Raw genomic sequence first — 14,147 nt, forward strand, 5'->3', positions numbered from 1 at the left:
AGTTGGATTCTGGCACGTGGCCCGCTGCCTACCCAACGACCCGCCTACCCAGGCCCTCAGCAGTTGGCCTCCGGCGGCGGATCGGGCACCTCCCCTACGACACTGGTGGTGGTAGTGGGCAGCGTGGTGGGGGTTGTAGGCGTGCTCCCCATTGAGGTGGAGGTAGACGGTGAGGGCGGCCGGGGCGTTGCGCGCACACCGAGATAGTCGAAGCCGCTCACCACCACCACATCAGCCGGCAGCTCCTCGGTCACCACCTGGAACTCGACGGCAGCATCGAGGTACCGAGCCACCAGCTCTGCCGCCGCTTCCTGACCAGCCTGGTACCGAACAATGGTGTGGGCCACGGCGCCGCCTTCATCTCCGGTACCCGCTGCGCCGAAGCCCGCCGCCGCCAGCGCCTTGCTCACCAAACCGGCCTCACCCGGACGACCGGTGCCGTTGAGTACTTGTACCCGCACGTCACCCGGGGTGACCTCGCCCGAGGGCGCATTCCGAAACAGCGCCAAGGTGGGCTGGGCCTCGTCGGCGATGAGCCGCAACACCGAAGCGCCGCCCACGCTGTCGCCCCGCACCGGAAGGGTGTAGGTGCCGAGACCATTCGGGTCGAAGTTTCGGAAAGCCGCCGCCAGGCGCACGATGTCACTGGCGATGAGAGTCTCGTCGACCGTAACCGTGTTCAATCCGGCGTCTACGAGACCGTCGAGGGTGACCGGATTCCGCACCCCTTTTTCGATGGCTCGCCGCACCGCCCGCACGATGAAGTCCTGCTGTCGGTTCACCCGCCCAAAGTCTGAGGTGGGATCGTTGCGCCAGCGCCCGTCCTCGGAGTACTCGTAATGGCGGGAGCGGACGTACCCGAGTGCCTGCGTCGGATCCAGAGTGATGCAGCCGGTTTCTTTGATGTCGAGGCCTGAGTTGCGGTCGCGCACCGGCGTGGCGAAATACACCTTCACTCCATCCAGCGCCTCGACGAGGCCCTTGAACCCGCCGAAGTCCACCTGAACGTAATGGTTGATCGGGATGCTGAGGTACTGCTCAATCGTGTCGATGAGATTTTCGGGGCCACCGACCTGGATGGCGGAATTGAGCCGCTGCGTCCCGCCGCTGGCCAGCGGCACCCAGAGATCTCGCGGGAGCGACAACAAGATGGCCCGGCGCGTCGTCGGGTCCACTCGTAACACCATCATCGTGTCCGAACGCAGGCCGCCCACCTCTCCCCGACCGACGGCGGCCGGATCGTCGGGATCCAAGGAGGCCGCACTATCTACCCCCACCAGCAGGAAGTTTTGGGGGGTGGCGGCGCTGGACTCAGTGGTGAGCACAGACCCAACCTCAATCCGAGGGAGTCGGCTGTACTTGGCGTAGCCGTAGCCGAGGCCGCTGGCCACCGCCAGCAACCCGACGACGAAGCACACGTTGAACAGCAACACGAGGCGCTGCGACCAAGGGCGTGGGTCACGAGCCGAGCGGCGGAACCTCATCGGACGGGCAGACCCAGTTCGCGACTGATTACGAGGCGCTGGATTTCGCTGGTGCCCTCACCGATCTCGAGGATCTTGGCATCGCGGTAGAACCGAGCCACTGGGGTCTCGTCGATGAACCCGGCCCCACCAAAAATCTGGGTGGCGATACGGGTGGCGGTCACGGCGGACTCGGTGGTGTGCAGTTTGGCTATGGCGGCCGCCTGCTTCACCGGACGACCGGTGTCGTGCAACCAGGCCGCGTGGTAGGTAACGAGACGAGCAGACTCGGCCATCACTGCGAGATCCGCGATGGGGAAGGCCACCCCCTGATTGGCCCCGATCGGCTGCCCGAAGGCGTGCCGCTCCTGCGCGTAGCGCAGGCAGTGATCGAGACAGGCTTGGATACAACCCACCGCCAGCGCCGAAATGGCGATACGGCCCTCGTCGAGGATCTGCAGAAACTGGGCGAACCCTCGACCACGGACTCCGAGGAGATTGCCTTCCGGCACCCGGGCATCCACAAAGGACAGGCCGTGGGTGTCCGAGGCGTGCCATCCCATCTTCCGGTAGGCCGGTTGGACCTCAAAGCCGGGCGTACCCGAGGGCACGATAATGCTGCTGATTTCGCCCGGACCGGTGCGGGCGGTGACGGTGACGAAGGCCGTGAGATCCGTGCCCGAGTTGGTGATGAAGGCCTTCTCGCCGTTCAGTACCCACTCGGCTGTTTGCTCATCGAGAACCGCCGTCGTGCGGGTGCCGCCCGCATCGCTCCCCGCATCAGGCTCGGTGAGGCCGAAGCCTCCCAAACTGGCACCGGCACAAAGGTCGGGGAGCCACTGCTGCTTCTGCGCCTCGCTACCAAATCGGTAGATCGGGTTGGCCCCCAGACCTACGCCGGCCTCCAGGGTGATGGCCATTGAGTGATCGACACGGGCCAACTCCTCGATGGCGATGCACAACGTGGTGAGGTCGCCGCCACCGCCGCCGTACTGCTCGGGGAAGGGGATACCGAACAGGCCCAGGTCACCCATGGCCCGAACCACCTCCGTGGGGAAGTGGTGGTCGCGATCCCAATCCGCAGCGTGGGGTGCGATCTCGGCCTCGGCGAAGTCACGTACGAGCTGCCGGAGTGCGGCCTGGGGCTGGGTGAACTCCATGTGCACGACAGGCTGCGCCTTCTTCAACTAGGGACGGGTTCGAATGCTGACGAACACTGATCGTACGCTGCGATCATGTCCAGCATGGTCGCGCCCCACCTAGCACTGGCCGTGGTGGGTGGCCGGCTAGCCACCGAACTCGTGGATGTGACCGCTGATTTGACCTGCCTCGACAGCACCGGGTTCTGGGCCGTAGTACTGCCCTTCGAAGGCGAAGCGGTGTGCGCCCGCTTCGCCAACGTCCGTCCCGCCCGCCCGTGGCCTGGTCCGGCCTGGTCCGGCCCCGAGCCAAGCGAGTGGACCACATCGCTCGATGAGGCGGCTTTCCTCGCCGGGGTGCGCTCCATCCGGGAGTCGATCGCGGCGGGCGACGTCTACCAGGTGAATCTCACCCGACGGCTGTCGGCCCCATTCCCATCCGGCGGCAACATCGCCGCGCTCGGGGCCGCCCTCGCCCAGGGAAATCCAGCGCCGTACGCCGCGGTGGTGCGCCTCCCCCACCTCGGTTGCGAGGTGGCCTCGGCCTCCCCGGAACGCTTCCTGTGGCGCGACGGCGACCGCGTGCGCTCCGCCCCGATCAAGGGCACCGCCCCGGATCCCTCCGGCCTTACCGAGAAAGACCGGGCCGAGAACGTCATGATCGTGGACCTGGTGCGCAACGACCTGGGTCGGGTGTGCGAGTTCGGGTCGGTGACGGTGTCGGGGTTACTCGCGGTGGAGGAACACCCCGGCCTCGTGCACTTCGTGTCCACCGTCGAAGGCCAACTGCGACCAGGGTGCGGCTGGGCTGACGCGATCGCCGCCACCTTTCCACCCGGGTCAGTGAGCGGCGCCCCAAAGTTGGCGGCGCTGGATCGGATCGCAACCCTCGAGCCGGTGGCTCGCGGGGTGTACTGCGGCGCGGTTGGCTGGGTCGATGCCGATCGTTCCCAAGGCGACCTGAATGTAGCGATCCGCACGTTCTGGGTGGAGGACGGTCGGCTCCACTTCGGCACCGGCGGAGGCATCACCTGGGACAGCGATCCGGACGACGAATGGGCCGAGACCCAACTCAAAGCTCGCCACCTTCTCCAAGTTGCGTCAGGATCGTGGCGGTGAGCGAAGCAATGGTGTGGTCGAATGGGTCGCTGATCCCCGCCGAGCGGGCCACCGTGTCGATCTTCGACCACGGCCTCACCGTGGGCGATGGCGTTTTTGAGACCATCAAGGCCAACCACGGCGAGCCGTTTGCCCTGCTCCGCCATCTCGAACGCCTGCGACGTTCAGCAACCGCTCTGGGTCTAAGCGTCCCCTTCGACGATGCCACGCTCAGTGACGCCATCACGGCGGTGCTGGGGGCCCAACCGATGCCGCTGGCTCGGGTGCGCATCACCGTTACCGGTGGGGTCGCCCCGCTGGGATCGGAACGGGGCGAGGGCACCATCACGGTGCTGGTGGCCGCAGGGCCCCTGGCCACTGCCCCGGCCTCCACCGCGGTGCACACGGTGCCCTGGCCCCGCAACGAACGTGGCGTTCTGGCCGGCATCAAGACCACCTCGTACGCCGAGAACGTGGTGGCGTTGGCCTACGCCAGGGCGCGCGGCGCCAGCGAGGCCATCTTTGCCACCACCACCGACCTACTCTGCGAGGGCACCGGCGCCAACGTGTTCGTGGGCATCGGTGGTCGGCTGCTCACGCCGCCGCTGTCCTCCGGTTGCCTGGCCGGGGTCACGCGGGCTCTCGTGCTGGAGGTCACCGATGCCCTGGAGGAAGACATTCCGATGGAGGCGTTCGGGACCGCCGAGGAGATCTTCCTCACCAGCACCGGACGCGATGTGCAGGCGGTCCATCGGGTGAACGAGCGCCCCCTGCCCACCCCCGGCCCGCTCACCGAGGCCGCCGCCCGCGCCTTCGCCAACGTCACGGCCTAGCTCTCAAGGTGGGGGGCGCCCACCATCGGTGGGCCGTGGCTGTTGCCCCAACTCCCGCGCTGGGGTGGGTTAGACCGGACGCAGGTGCACGACGTCGCCCACCGCCAAGGAGTGGCGCTGGCCGTCGGAGGTCTCCACCACGAGGTGGCCCTGCTCGTTCACATCCACCGCCATCCCCTCCACATCACCCGAGGCGAGTTCCACCCGGACTCGCCGACCCAGGGTGGCCGAGCGCTCGCGCCAGGCCGCTAGGAGCCCCGTTCGATCGCCCGCGGCCAGCGCGTCGTAGCGAGGACCCAAGGCATTGAGCAGAGCAATCAACAACTCCTCGCGGTCCACCGGCCTGGGCACGATGTGGTTGCAGGCCACCGCTATCTTGGCCAACTCCGAGGGGAGGTTGTCGGGCCAATCCACGTTGATCCCAATACCCACCACCACCACGGCGCGTTCATGGGGGGCTGGCACCCGCCATCCCGCCGTGACCTCAACCCCCAACGGCCAGTCGGCCTCCGCCAAGATTCCGGCCAGTTTGCGATCCGGCCCCGAACCATCCCCCGGCCACACGAGATCATTGGGCCACTTCAGCCGAGGCGCGAATCCCGCCACGGCCTCCACGGCACTTGCCGCCGCCACCGCTACGGCCATCGTGGCCAAATCCATTACGGCGGCCGGGGGCCGCAGGAGGACCGTGAGCAGCAGACTCGCCCCCGGAGGGGCCGTCCAGGGGCGCCCGGCCCGCCCGCGACCGGCCGTCTGATAGTCGGCCACTAGCACGATGCCCTCGGGCTCACCCTGGCGCATCAACTCCATCGCATCAGCGTTGGTAGAGCCCGTTTCGGCCACCCAACGCACGTCCGCAAAGCGCCTTCCGGGGCCCTCGGCCAGAACTGATCTGGCACGTGTACCCGGCACGGCGCTAATCATAGAGGGTGCTTACCAAAGTCCTCATCGCCAATCGGGGCGAGATTGCTGTCCGAGTCATCCGCGCTTGCCAGGAAATGGGTATTGCCACGGTGGCGGTCTATTCCCAGTTAGATCGGGGGGCGCTCCACGTTCGCCTCGCCGATGAGGCTTACGCGCTGGGAGGCCAGACCGCCGCCGAGAGTTACCTCAATACGGCACGAATCCTCGAGGTAATCGAACAGTCCGGCGCCGATGGCGTGCATCCGGGTTACGGCTTCTTCTCCGAAAACACCGACTTCGCCCGGGCCATCACCGAACGCGGTGTGACCTTCATCGGTCCGCCGCCCGAGGCCATCGAAGTGATGGGCGACAAGGTCTCGAGCCGCATCGCTGCGCAGGCCGCCGGGGTGCAGGGCGTGCCCGGCACCACCGAGTTCCTCTCCTCCAGCGATGAGGTGGTGGCCTTCGGTACCGAGTTTGGGTGGCCGGTGGCCATCAAGGCGGCCTACGGCGGCGGCGGGCGCGGCATGCGCGTGGTGTTGAGCGCGTCCGAGGCCCACGATGCACTCGAGTCGGCCCAATCGGAGGCCCTGAAAGGCTTTGGGCGCGACGAGTGCTACGTGGAGCGCTACCTCACCTGGCCGCGTCACGTCGAGATGCAAATCATCGGCGACACGCACGGCAACGTGGTGTGGATCGGCGAACGCGACTGCTCGGCCCAACGTCGCCACCAAAAACTGATCGAGGAAAGCCCGGCGCCGTCCTTCCCCCCCGAGACTCGTCAGGCCATGGGCGAAGCGGCGGTCAAGGTGGCCAAAGCCTGCGGCTATTACAACGCGGGCACTGTTGAGTTCCTCTTCCAAGACGGCGAGTTCTGGTTCCTCGAGATGAACACCCGCCTGCAGGTGGAACACCCCGTTACCGAGTTGGTGTCGGGAATCGACCTCGTGCGCGAGCAGATCCGGGTGGCGTCGGGTGAGCCCCTGTCCTTCACGCAGGACGACATCGACCTGCGGGGTTGGGCCATCGAGGTGCGGGTCAATGCCGAGAACCCCGCGGAAGGACGGTTCCTTCCCTCTCCCGGCACCATCACCGAACTCGTACCGCCGCAGGGCTTTGGGGTGCGCTGGGACGGTGGGTACGAAAGCGGCGACGAAGTGAGCCAGTACTACGACAACCTGGTGGGGAAACTAGTGGTGTGGGGCGACACGCGCGACACCGCCATCGACCGCATGATTCGCGCCCTCACGGAAATGCGCATCGAGGGAATCGCCACCACCATTCCTGCCGACCTCGCCATCTTGCGCCACCCCGACTTCCGGGCCGCCGCGCACTCCACCAAGTGGGTGGAGGATCGCCTCGATCTCACCGGCATCACCTCCGGACCGACAGCGCCAGCGGTTGATCCCGACGAGGCCCCCAAGGTGCAACGAGATGTAGACGTGGAGATCAACGGCAAACGCTTCTCGGTGAAGATGTGGGTACCCGACGTCCCTATGGTGGCGGCCACGGCTTCGGCCGGCCCTCGCCACCGCCGAGCGGTCGCCAGTGGCAAAACGGCGGCCGCTGGCAGCGGAAACGTCTCCGCGCCGATGCAGGGCACCATTGTGAAGGTGCTCGTCGAGGTGGGCCAGACCGTGACCGTTGGTCAGTCTGTCTGCGTGCTGGAAGCCATGAAGATGGAAAACACCATCGCCGCTGACAAGGACGGAACCGTGGCGGAAATCAAGGTCGCCGCGGGCCAGTCGGTGGGGACCGGCGACATCGTGGTGGTTATCGACTGACGCCGGCGGTTCGCGCCACGCTCAGCGCCCGCGGTAGATCCACGAAGGCGGCGTACACCAGCACCAGCGCCAGCGCCGAGAGAGCCACGATGACCACGGCAACACCCGGGGCATCGATGAGGGCGTCGAGAGGCGGTGCCGAAGACCACCCCGCCATGGCCACCGCTACACCCGCCAGGAACACATCCAGCACCACGTGGATCGGATGCGGCGGTGTTTCATCGCGTCCGAAGCACCCGCAGGACCCAATCATCGTGCCGCTCCGCCGGGCGAGCACCACGAACGCCCCGAACGCCCCGTAACTCAGCCCCACCAACGACCACACCAGCGCCCCGCCCACCGTGATGGCCGCCAACCCGAGCACCAGTTCCGCTCCTGATCCCAGCCGCACCCACCCTGAGCGGGCCGGCAGCCCCAGGGCCCGCAAGGCCCCCACGGTCATGGTGGGATCAAGGAGCTTCTGGGCCCCAGCGAGGGCCAGCAATGCCGCGACGACCAGGGCGGGGGCGGTGAGCGCCGGCATGGGGCCTATTCCGACGCCTCGGCCAATGCTTCAGCCAGCGAGGGGTGCACCAGCAGACTGTCCACCAGATCCACGGCTCGCAGACCATTGGTGACTGCTACCGCCACTACCGCGATCAACTCGCCCGCGTGTCGGCCCACCACCGAGCCACCCAACACGATGCCCGTGGCGGGGTCGCTCACCAGTTTCACAAAACCCCGCGAATGACTTTCGATCAGGGCCTTGGGTGATGCCGAAAACGGCACCTTGGTGACCCGCACCTTCCGACCTTGCGCAAAGGCATCCGCCTCCGCCAAGCCAACATCGGCGATCTCAGGCACGGTGAAAATAGCCGTGGCCGCCTTGTCGTAGTCCAGTGTTCGGTGCAGGCCAGAGGGATAGCCCATCACCTTCTCGGCGATCCGGCGGCCCTGCATCGCGGCCACCGATGACAGCGGGAGTTTCCCCGACAGGTCACCGGCGGCATAGACGTGGGGCACGTTGGTGGCGCAGTTAGCGTCGATGGGCACGTACCCGCCCACTACGGTTACGCCCGCCGCCGCCAAGCCCAGTCCCTCGCTATTAGGTAGAGACCCGATGGCCATCAGGGCGTGGGATCCGCTTACCGCTCGGCCATCGTCACAACGCACCGTGAGCGTGTCGGTGTGCCGATCGATCCCCATCGCCCGTGCCCCCTTGAGCACGTTGACCCCCCGGGAGAGCAGTTCGTCTTCCAAGGCGGCCGCCACCTCGGGGTCTTTCCCCGGCAGCACCTGCTGTCGCGACGCAATCAGGGTCACCTCGCTCCCCAACGCCGAGAACATGTGGACGAACTCCACCCCTGTCACCCCCGACCCGATCACCACCAGGTGGGTGGGCCACTCCCGGGGCGGATAGGCGTGGCGCGTGGAGAGCACCCGATGGCCATCCACCTCAGCCCAGTCGGGCCGACGCGGACGGCTCCCGGTGGCGAGAAGAATGGCATCGGCTTCGAGTTCGATCCGCCCGTCGTCGGTAGTGGCCACCACCTGGTGCGGGCCCACCAAACAACCGTTTCCCCGCAGTATCCGCACGCCCTGGCTCTCGAGAAGCTGCCGGGTGTCGTGCTCGATTTTGGCGGAGATGCCCTCGATCCGTTGCCGGAGCGCCACGGCATCCACGCCAACCGGGCCCGGCGTGAGTGCCATTTCTGATGACCGCCGCACCGCGGCCAGCGCCCCACCGGTGGCGATCATGGCCTTGGACGGAATGCAGTCCCAGAGGTGCGCCGCGCCCCCAATGATATCGCGCTCGATCACGGTCACTTCCGCGCCGAAGCCGGCGGCACGGCTGGCCGCAGTGTTGCCGGCGGGCCCACCGCCGATGATCACGAACCTCACAGTCATAGCCTGGACGCTACCGAATCGGCGCCTCTCCCCCGCCGCTAGCGCACCGAGCAGCCCCGATGGCTGCACTATCGTTGGGGCGTGGTCGCTTCCAATCTGCTAGCCCGAGCAACCAATGCGGTGGCCCATCGCATTGACCGACGAAGTTTTCTGGCCCGCTCTGCCATGGCGGGAACGGCGCTGGTCACCGCCCCCGCCAACTTTCTCCTGCGCCCCCAGAGCGCCTACGCCGCCACCTGCAACTGCCAGGGCCAGGGATGCGCTTGCGGCTCCCTGTGCTGCGACGGCTACACCGAGTTCTGCTGCGCCATCTACGGCACCAACACCTGCCCGAGCGGCTCGCTCACCGGCGGCTGGTGGAAGGCCGACGGGTCATCGTTTTGTGGGGGCGCCGCCCGCTACTACATGGACTGCCACAAGCCCTGCGGCTTTTGCAGCTGCGGCGGCTCGGGGGTGTGCAGCGGCGCCTGCAACGGAAGCCCGTGCGGTTGTGCAAAGGGCCGCTGTGACCACCGCAAGGCTGGTTGCACCTCGTTCCGATACGGCAACTGCAACAACGCCACCGCCTGCATCGGTCCGATCCTGTGCCGAGTGGTTACCTGTACCGAGCCCTGGAAGATCGAACCCACGTGCTCCAGCGCCGCCGTGCGAACCGACAACAACACGGCGAACCACAACCGGCCATGCCTCCAAACAGCACCGCCCATCTATCCAGTGGCGGGCAACTGGGACGGAATCGGCAAATCCGGCATCGGCTTCTACGACAACCTCACCCACCTCTGGACAATCCGCCAGTCGGCCAATCTCGGTCCCGTGGCCCCCTTCGCCTACGGCCTCCAACCCGGTGATCGGCCCGTCGTAGGCGACTGGAACGGTGACGGGACAACCGGCGTAGGAATCTTCCGCAACGCCGTGTGGCACCTGTCGAATCAGATCAACCCCGCCTCTACCTTCCTGGTCAGTGCCCCCTACGGGCAGCAGTCCGGCGACATGCCGGTGGCGGGAGATTGGAACGGTGACGGCACCGACTCGCCCGGCATCTTCCGCCGCGGTGGCTATTGGCACCTCAGCGACAATCTGGCCTCCCCCTCGACGGTGCGCGTGGTGCGCTACGGCCTCGCGGTCGGCGACCTACCCGTGGTGGGCGACTGGAACAATGACGGCATCGACGGCATCGGTATTTTTCGCAGCGGCATGTGGCATCTCAACAACACCCTTGCACCCTCCTCCACTGCCCGGCTTATCCCCTTCGGACAGCGCGGCGACATACCGGTGGTGGGTGATTGGCACGCTCTCGGCCAGGTGAGCCTGGGCGTGTACCGACCGTCAGAGGGAACATGGTATTTACGCCGATCACTGACCGACGCGTCGGTGATCACCGTCAAGTTTGGACAACGATGGCTACTCGGCTGATGGCGACTTGATGGCTGCTCTCGTCGTGGCCTTGGCGATGGTGGTGGCTCTCCTCGGCGTGCTCGTGATTGGCCTTCTCCGCTCCCATGCCGAGATCCTGCGGGCCTTGCATGATCTCGGGGTGAACCTCGAGGATGGCGTCGCCGCACCTGCCGCGCCGCTCCGGAGCCCCGCCGTATCAAATCGAGCGCCGATGCGCACGAGCGACGGGGTACCTCGACCCCGTGATGAGAACGCGCCCATGGGCGACGCCGTGGACCTGACCGGTGAACTTCCGCTCGGGGGGGCCGCCCGGGTGGCGGTCACTGGAGTGGGCCACGCCACCCTGTTGGCGTTCCTTTCGTCGGGTTGCGGCACCTGCGGAGTGTTCTGGGAAGCCCTCGCCACTCCCGGAGGCCCCGAACTACCCGGCCCAGACACGCGGGTAGTGATCGTGACCAACGGTCCTGAGGTCGAATCAGCCGCCGCGGTGGCCGACCTCGCCCCGACCGCTATCGTCACGATCATGACCAGCGCCGCCTGGGACGACTATCGCGTCCCGGTGTCGCCCTATTTCTTGCTGGTCGACGGACCTTCAGGGACGGTGGTGGGCGAAGGATCCGGAACCTCCTGGGACCAGGTACGCGACCTCCTCGGTCGGGCTATCGCCGATGCAGGACTGGCGCGGAGCGACGACCACAGCCGCCTCGCCCGCATGGGCGGCCAGGACCGCGCCGATTGGGTAGATAGCGAGATGCAGGCGGCTGGCATCGAGCCGGGCCACCCCAGCCTCTACCCAGAACCCCACCCCTCTCATCTCGGAACCGATGACACCACCCCATGAGCCGGCTCGCCGACTCCGGGATCTCCATCGATCTACCCCACCGATGGGACGGACAGATTCGCGCCGCGGGCCGCGACTTCACCTCCCGCTCCACCACCACCCTGGCGCCGCTCGATGCCACCCCCACCGTGGGATCGGTCCTCCATGCCAGCAGTTTCGCCCTGCCCGCCGAGCGAGGCGACTACGGCTCTGGAGCCGTTGAGTCGATGGGGGGATCAGACATTCTCATCTGCCTCCTCGAACATGAACCCGAGGCCGCCGCCACCGCCCTGTTCCGCCGTGAGGGTTTGCCGAGTGTCGGCGTGGCCGATTTCTCGCCGGAGAGCATGCAACGGGCCATGCCCGGCATGTCTGGGTTTCAAAGGTTCTTCCAGGTGGCGGGGCGGCCGTTCTGCCTCTACGTCGTGGTGGGCCACCATGTCACCCGGGGTCCCCTCGTGCGCTCGGCCCACGCCGTCGTGCAAACGATATCCATCGTCCCAAAATCATGAACTCTTCTCCCCGTTGGCGCGGCGTTGCCTTACTCGTCTTGCTGGCGACCCTTCCCGTTGTCCGCTCGACGGCCAGGGCATCGGCGGCCGAGCCGAGGATCAACGTGGTCCCCACCGGCACCACCACCGTGATTCCCGATGCCGGCTGGAGTTGGTTCTCCGACGAGCGGGCGCAGTTCTCCAGCGACGGCACGACGCTCTATACCGGCGCAGTGGCCAGCCGTTATGCCCAACGACTCCCGCCGGGAACCTCGATGGTCGGCGAGTTCACCCTCGCCACCGGGGCCCGCCGGCTCGTGGGCTTGGGGGTGGCCGAGAGCGATGACCACGACAACCCCTCGATTTATTCGGCGCCCAACGGAGAAGTGACCACCGCTTGGTCTCGTCACAACCGGGACGGCCTGATCCACCAGCAACGCCGCCGCACCGATGGGTCGTGGCTGCTGCTTCCTTCCATTCCAGCCGGGGGAAACACCACCTACAGCCGGTTGGTGTCGAGTACCGGAGCGGCCGGTGAAGCGGTGCTCTACAACTTTTATCGGGGCGATCGATTCGATACGTCGGCCCTGGTATCCACCGATGTCGGACGCAGTTGGGCAGACATCGGACCCATACTGCGCGACCCAACCGACCTCATCAATGGCCGCCCGTACGTGCAGTATGCGGCCGATGGACATGGCCGTGTCGACCTCATCGCCACGGCAACCCACCCCCGGGACGAGCAGACATCCATCTACCACGGCTACATCAAAACCGGGCAGGTCTACCGGTCCGACGGAACGTTACTCGGACCCCTCGGTGCCACCCTTCCGGTGACCGCACTTACCCGAGTGTGGTCTCCTCCCGGCAGTGAACGGGCCTGGGTGGCAGCGATTCAAGACGACCCGATCACCGGACAACCAACGATTGTCTTCTCGGTGCGCCACTCCGTGACTGATCATCGCTACTGGTACGGCTCCTGGGATGGCACGACCTGGCAGACCGCCGAAGTGGCTTACGCCGGCACGGCGCTCACCGCTGAGGAGGAGGACTACACGGGGCTAGCGGCGCTGGATCCAGCCGACCCTACGCACCTGGTCATCTCGACCAACGCCGATCCGGTTACCGGCGCTCCCCTGGTTTCGGTAGCGGATCAGCAACGCCACTGGGAGCTGTGGGAGGGCCGTCAAGCCGGAGGGATCTGGACATGGACGGCGCTCACTCGCGATTCCACGACCGATAACCTACGCCCGGTGCTGGCCGCCTTGAACGGTGCGCACGCGCTGTTATGGATGCGGGGGTCCTACCCCGGGTACACGACCTACGACACCGACATCGTGGGGGTGATTTCCACTCCTGAGGGGACGACCGTGGGTGCGGGAGCGGCCAGGGTGGCCACCAGCGTGCCGGTGCTCCCCACTCCCGCACCGAGCACCGAGCGAGGCACGCCGGTGGTGGGTCAATTCGACGGCCACCCGGCTGACGACCTCCTGATGATCCATCCCGGTGCCGTTTCGGAGTCCCTTTTTCTCGGCGATGAGCAGCACCACCCGAGCGCGATCGCAGCCCCATCGGTCACGGGCACCTACACGCCCATCGCCGGCGACTATGACGGCAACGACACCACCGACATCTACTTCTACGCCCCTGGTCCCGCCACCGACTACCTCTGGCTCGCTTCGGGAGTAGGCCGGTTTACCTCGGTGCCGGTTCGCCAGGTGTTCGGCGTCTACACGCCCATCCCCGGCGACTTCGACTGCGATGGCACCACCGACATCTACTTCTACGCCCCGGGTGCGGCCACCGACAGTCTGTGGATCGCAAAGAGCTCGGCGTTCACACCCCTCGCAACTCGCCAAGTGTTCGGCACCTACACGCCCGTCCGGGGTGATCAAGACGGGGACGGATGCGACGATATTTTCTTCTACGGTGCCGGGTCCACACCCGAGTCGCGCTGGCGTGGCGGGCCCGGTGCCATTTTCCGCGTCACCGAGACCCGACAGGTACTCGGTTCCTACCTCCCGGTCAGTGGCGACTACAACGGCGACGGCCGCACCGACATCCTCTTCTACGCCCCTGGTGTGAGCAGTGACTACCTCTGGCTCGCGTCCGAGACAGGAACTTTCGTCGACGCTCCCATTCGCCAGATCTACGGTCAATTTTCGCCGGTCGCCGGGGACTTCGATGGCAACGGAGGCGACGACGTGCACTTCTACAACCCTGGGTCCCCGGCTGATCCTCTGTGGCTGTCCGGCAATCTTCCCCTCGCCAATTTCACGACCGCGATCAACAACCTCTAGAGCGCCCGAGGGCACCCGTGGCGAAGCTAAGTTG

At 66.6% G+C, this 14,147-nt stretch carries 12 protein-coding genes; 7 read left to right on the forward strand and 5 right to left on the reverse strand.

Annotation, left to right across the window (positions count from 1 at the left end; all coding sequences use genetic code 11):
• Positions 1-56: 56 nt before the first annotated feature.
• Positions 57-1,484 (reverse strand): LytR family transcriptional regulator, encoded by a 1,428-nt coding sequence (locus EXQ71_00585; protein ID MSO85999.1) that lies wholly within the window; start codon positions 1,482-1,484, stop codon positions 57-59.
• On the reverse strand, positions 1,481-2,623 hold the full coding sequence (locus EXQ71_00590) for an acyl-CoA dehydrogenase (GenBank protein ID MSO86000.1): 1,143 nt from the start codon (positions 2,621-2,623) through the stop codon (positions 1,481-1,483). The genes EXQ71_00585 and EXQ71_00590 overlap by 4 nt, the downstream gene beginning before the upstream one ends.
• A gap of 84 nt (positions 2,624-2,707) precedes the next feature.
• Here EXQ71_00590 and EXQ71_00595 point away from each other — a divergent pair, with 84 nt between their 5' ends.
• A complete protein-coding gene (locus EXQ71_00595) occupies positions 2,708-3,721 on the forward strand; it encodes an anthranilate synthase component I family protein (GenBank protein MSO86001.1) in 1,014 nt (337 codons plus the stop codon).
• 8 nt (positions 3,722-3,729) lie between these two features.
• Positions 3,730-4,533: a 4-amino-4-deoxychorismate lyase gene (locus EXQ71_00600; GenBank protein MSO86002.1), complete on the forward strand. Its 804-nt coding sequence runs from the start codon at positions 3,730-3,732 to the stop codon at positions 4,531-4,533.
• Between the two features lie 69 nt (positions 4,534-4,602).
• Here the strand turns inward: EXQ71_00600 and EXQ71_00605 are convergent, their stop codons facing one another.
• Positions 4,603-5,457 (reverse strand): biotin--[acetyl-CoA-carboxylase] ligase, encoded by an 855-nt coding sequence (locus EXQ71_00605; protein MSO86003.1) that lies wholly within the window; start codon positions 5,455-5,457, stop codon positions 4,603-4,605.
• 5 nt (positions 5,458-5,462) lie between these two features.
• Here EXQ71_00605 and EXQ71_00610 point away from each other — a divergent pair, with 5 nt between their 5' ends.
• Positions 5,463-7,220 carry an acetyl-CoA carboxylase biotin carboxylase subunit gene (locus EXQ71_00610; protein ID MSO86004.1) on the forward strand — a complete coding sequence of 586 codons (1,758 nt, stop codon included), beginning with the start codon at positions 5,463-5,465 and terminating at the stop codon, positions 7,218-7,220.
• Here EXQ71_00610 and EXQ71_00615 read toward each other — a convergent pair.
• Together EXQ71_00615 and EXQ71_00620 are read right to left on the reverse strand one after the other, a co-directional pair.
• Entirely contained in the window at positions 7,210-7,743 is a 534-nt protein-coding gene (locus EXQ71_00615; protein ID MSO86005.1) for a hypothetical protein, read from the reverse strand. The genes EXQ71_00610 and EXQ71_00615 overlap by 11 nt on opposite strands.
• 5 nt (positions 7,744-7,748) lie before the next feature.
• On the reverse strand, positions 7,749-9,107 hold the full coding sequence (locus EXQ71_00620) for an NADPH:quinone reductase (protein ID MSO86006.1): 1,359 nt from the start codon (positions 9,105-9,107) through the stop codon (positions 7,749-7,751).
• Between the two features lie 81 nt (positions 9,108-9,188).
• Between EXQ71_00620 and EXQ71_00625 the strand changes: the two genes are divergently transcribed.
• From EXQ71_00625 to EXQ71_00640, 4 genes are read left to right on the forward strand one after another with little or no spacing between them, the layout of a single operon-like run.
• Positions 9,189-10,520, forward strand: coding sequence for a twin-arginine translocation signal domain-containing protein (locus EXQ71_00625; protein MSO86007.1), 1,332 nt, complete (start codon positions 9,189-9,191; stop codon positions 10,518-10,520).
• Positions 10,521-10,530: 10 nt separating this feature from the next.
• Entirely contained in the window at positions 10,531-11,343 is an 813-nt protein-coding gene (locus EXQ71_00630; protein ID MSO86008.1) for a hypothetical protein, read from the forward strand.
• Positions 11,340-11,834 carry a hypothetical protein gene (locus EXQ71_00635; protein MSO86009.1) on the forward strand — a complete coding sequence of 165 codons (495 nt, stop codon included), beginning with the start codon at positions 11,340-11,342 and terminating at the stop codon, positions 11,832-11,834. The genes EXQ71_00630 and EXQ71_00635 overlap by 4 nt, the downstream gene beginning before the upstream one ends.
• Entirely contained in the window at positions 11,831-14,113 is a 2,283-nt protein-coding gene (locus tag EXQ71_00640) for a hypothetical protein (protein ID MSO86010.1), read from the forward strand. The genes EXQ71_00635 and EXQ71_00640 overlap by 4 nt, the downstream gene beginning before the upstream one ends.
• Positions 14,114-14,147: the final 34 nt, after the last annotated feature.

Source organism: Acidimicrobiia bacterium (assembly GCA_009694375.1).
In the GTDB taxonomy this organism is placed as follows: Bacteria; Actinomycetota; Acidimicrobiia; order Acidimicrobiales; family VFJN01; genus VFJN01.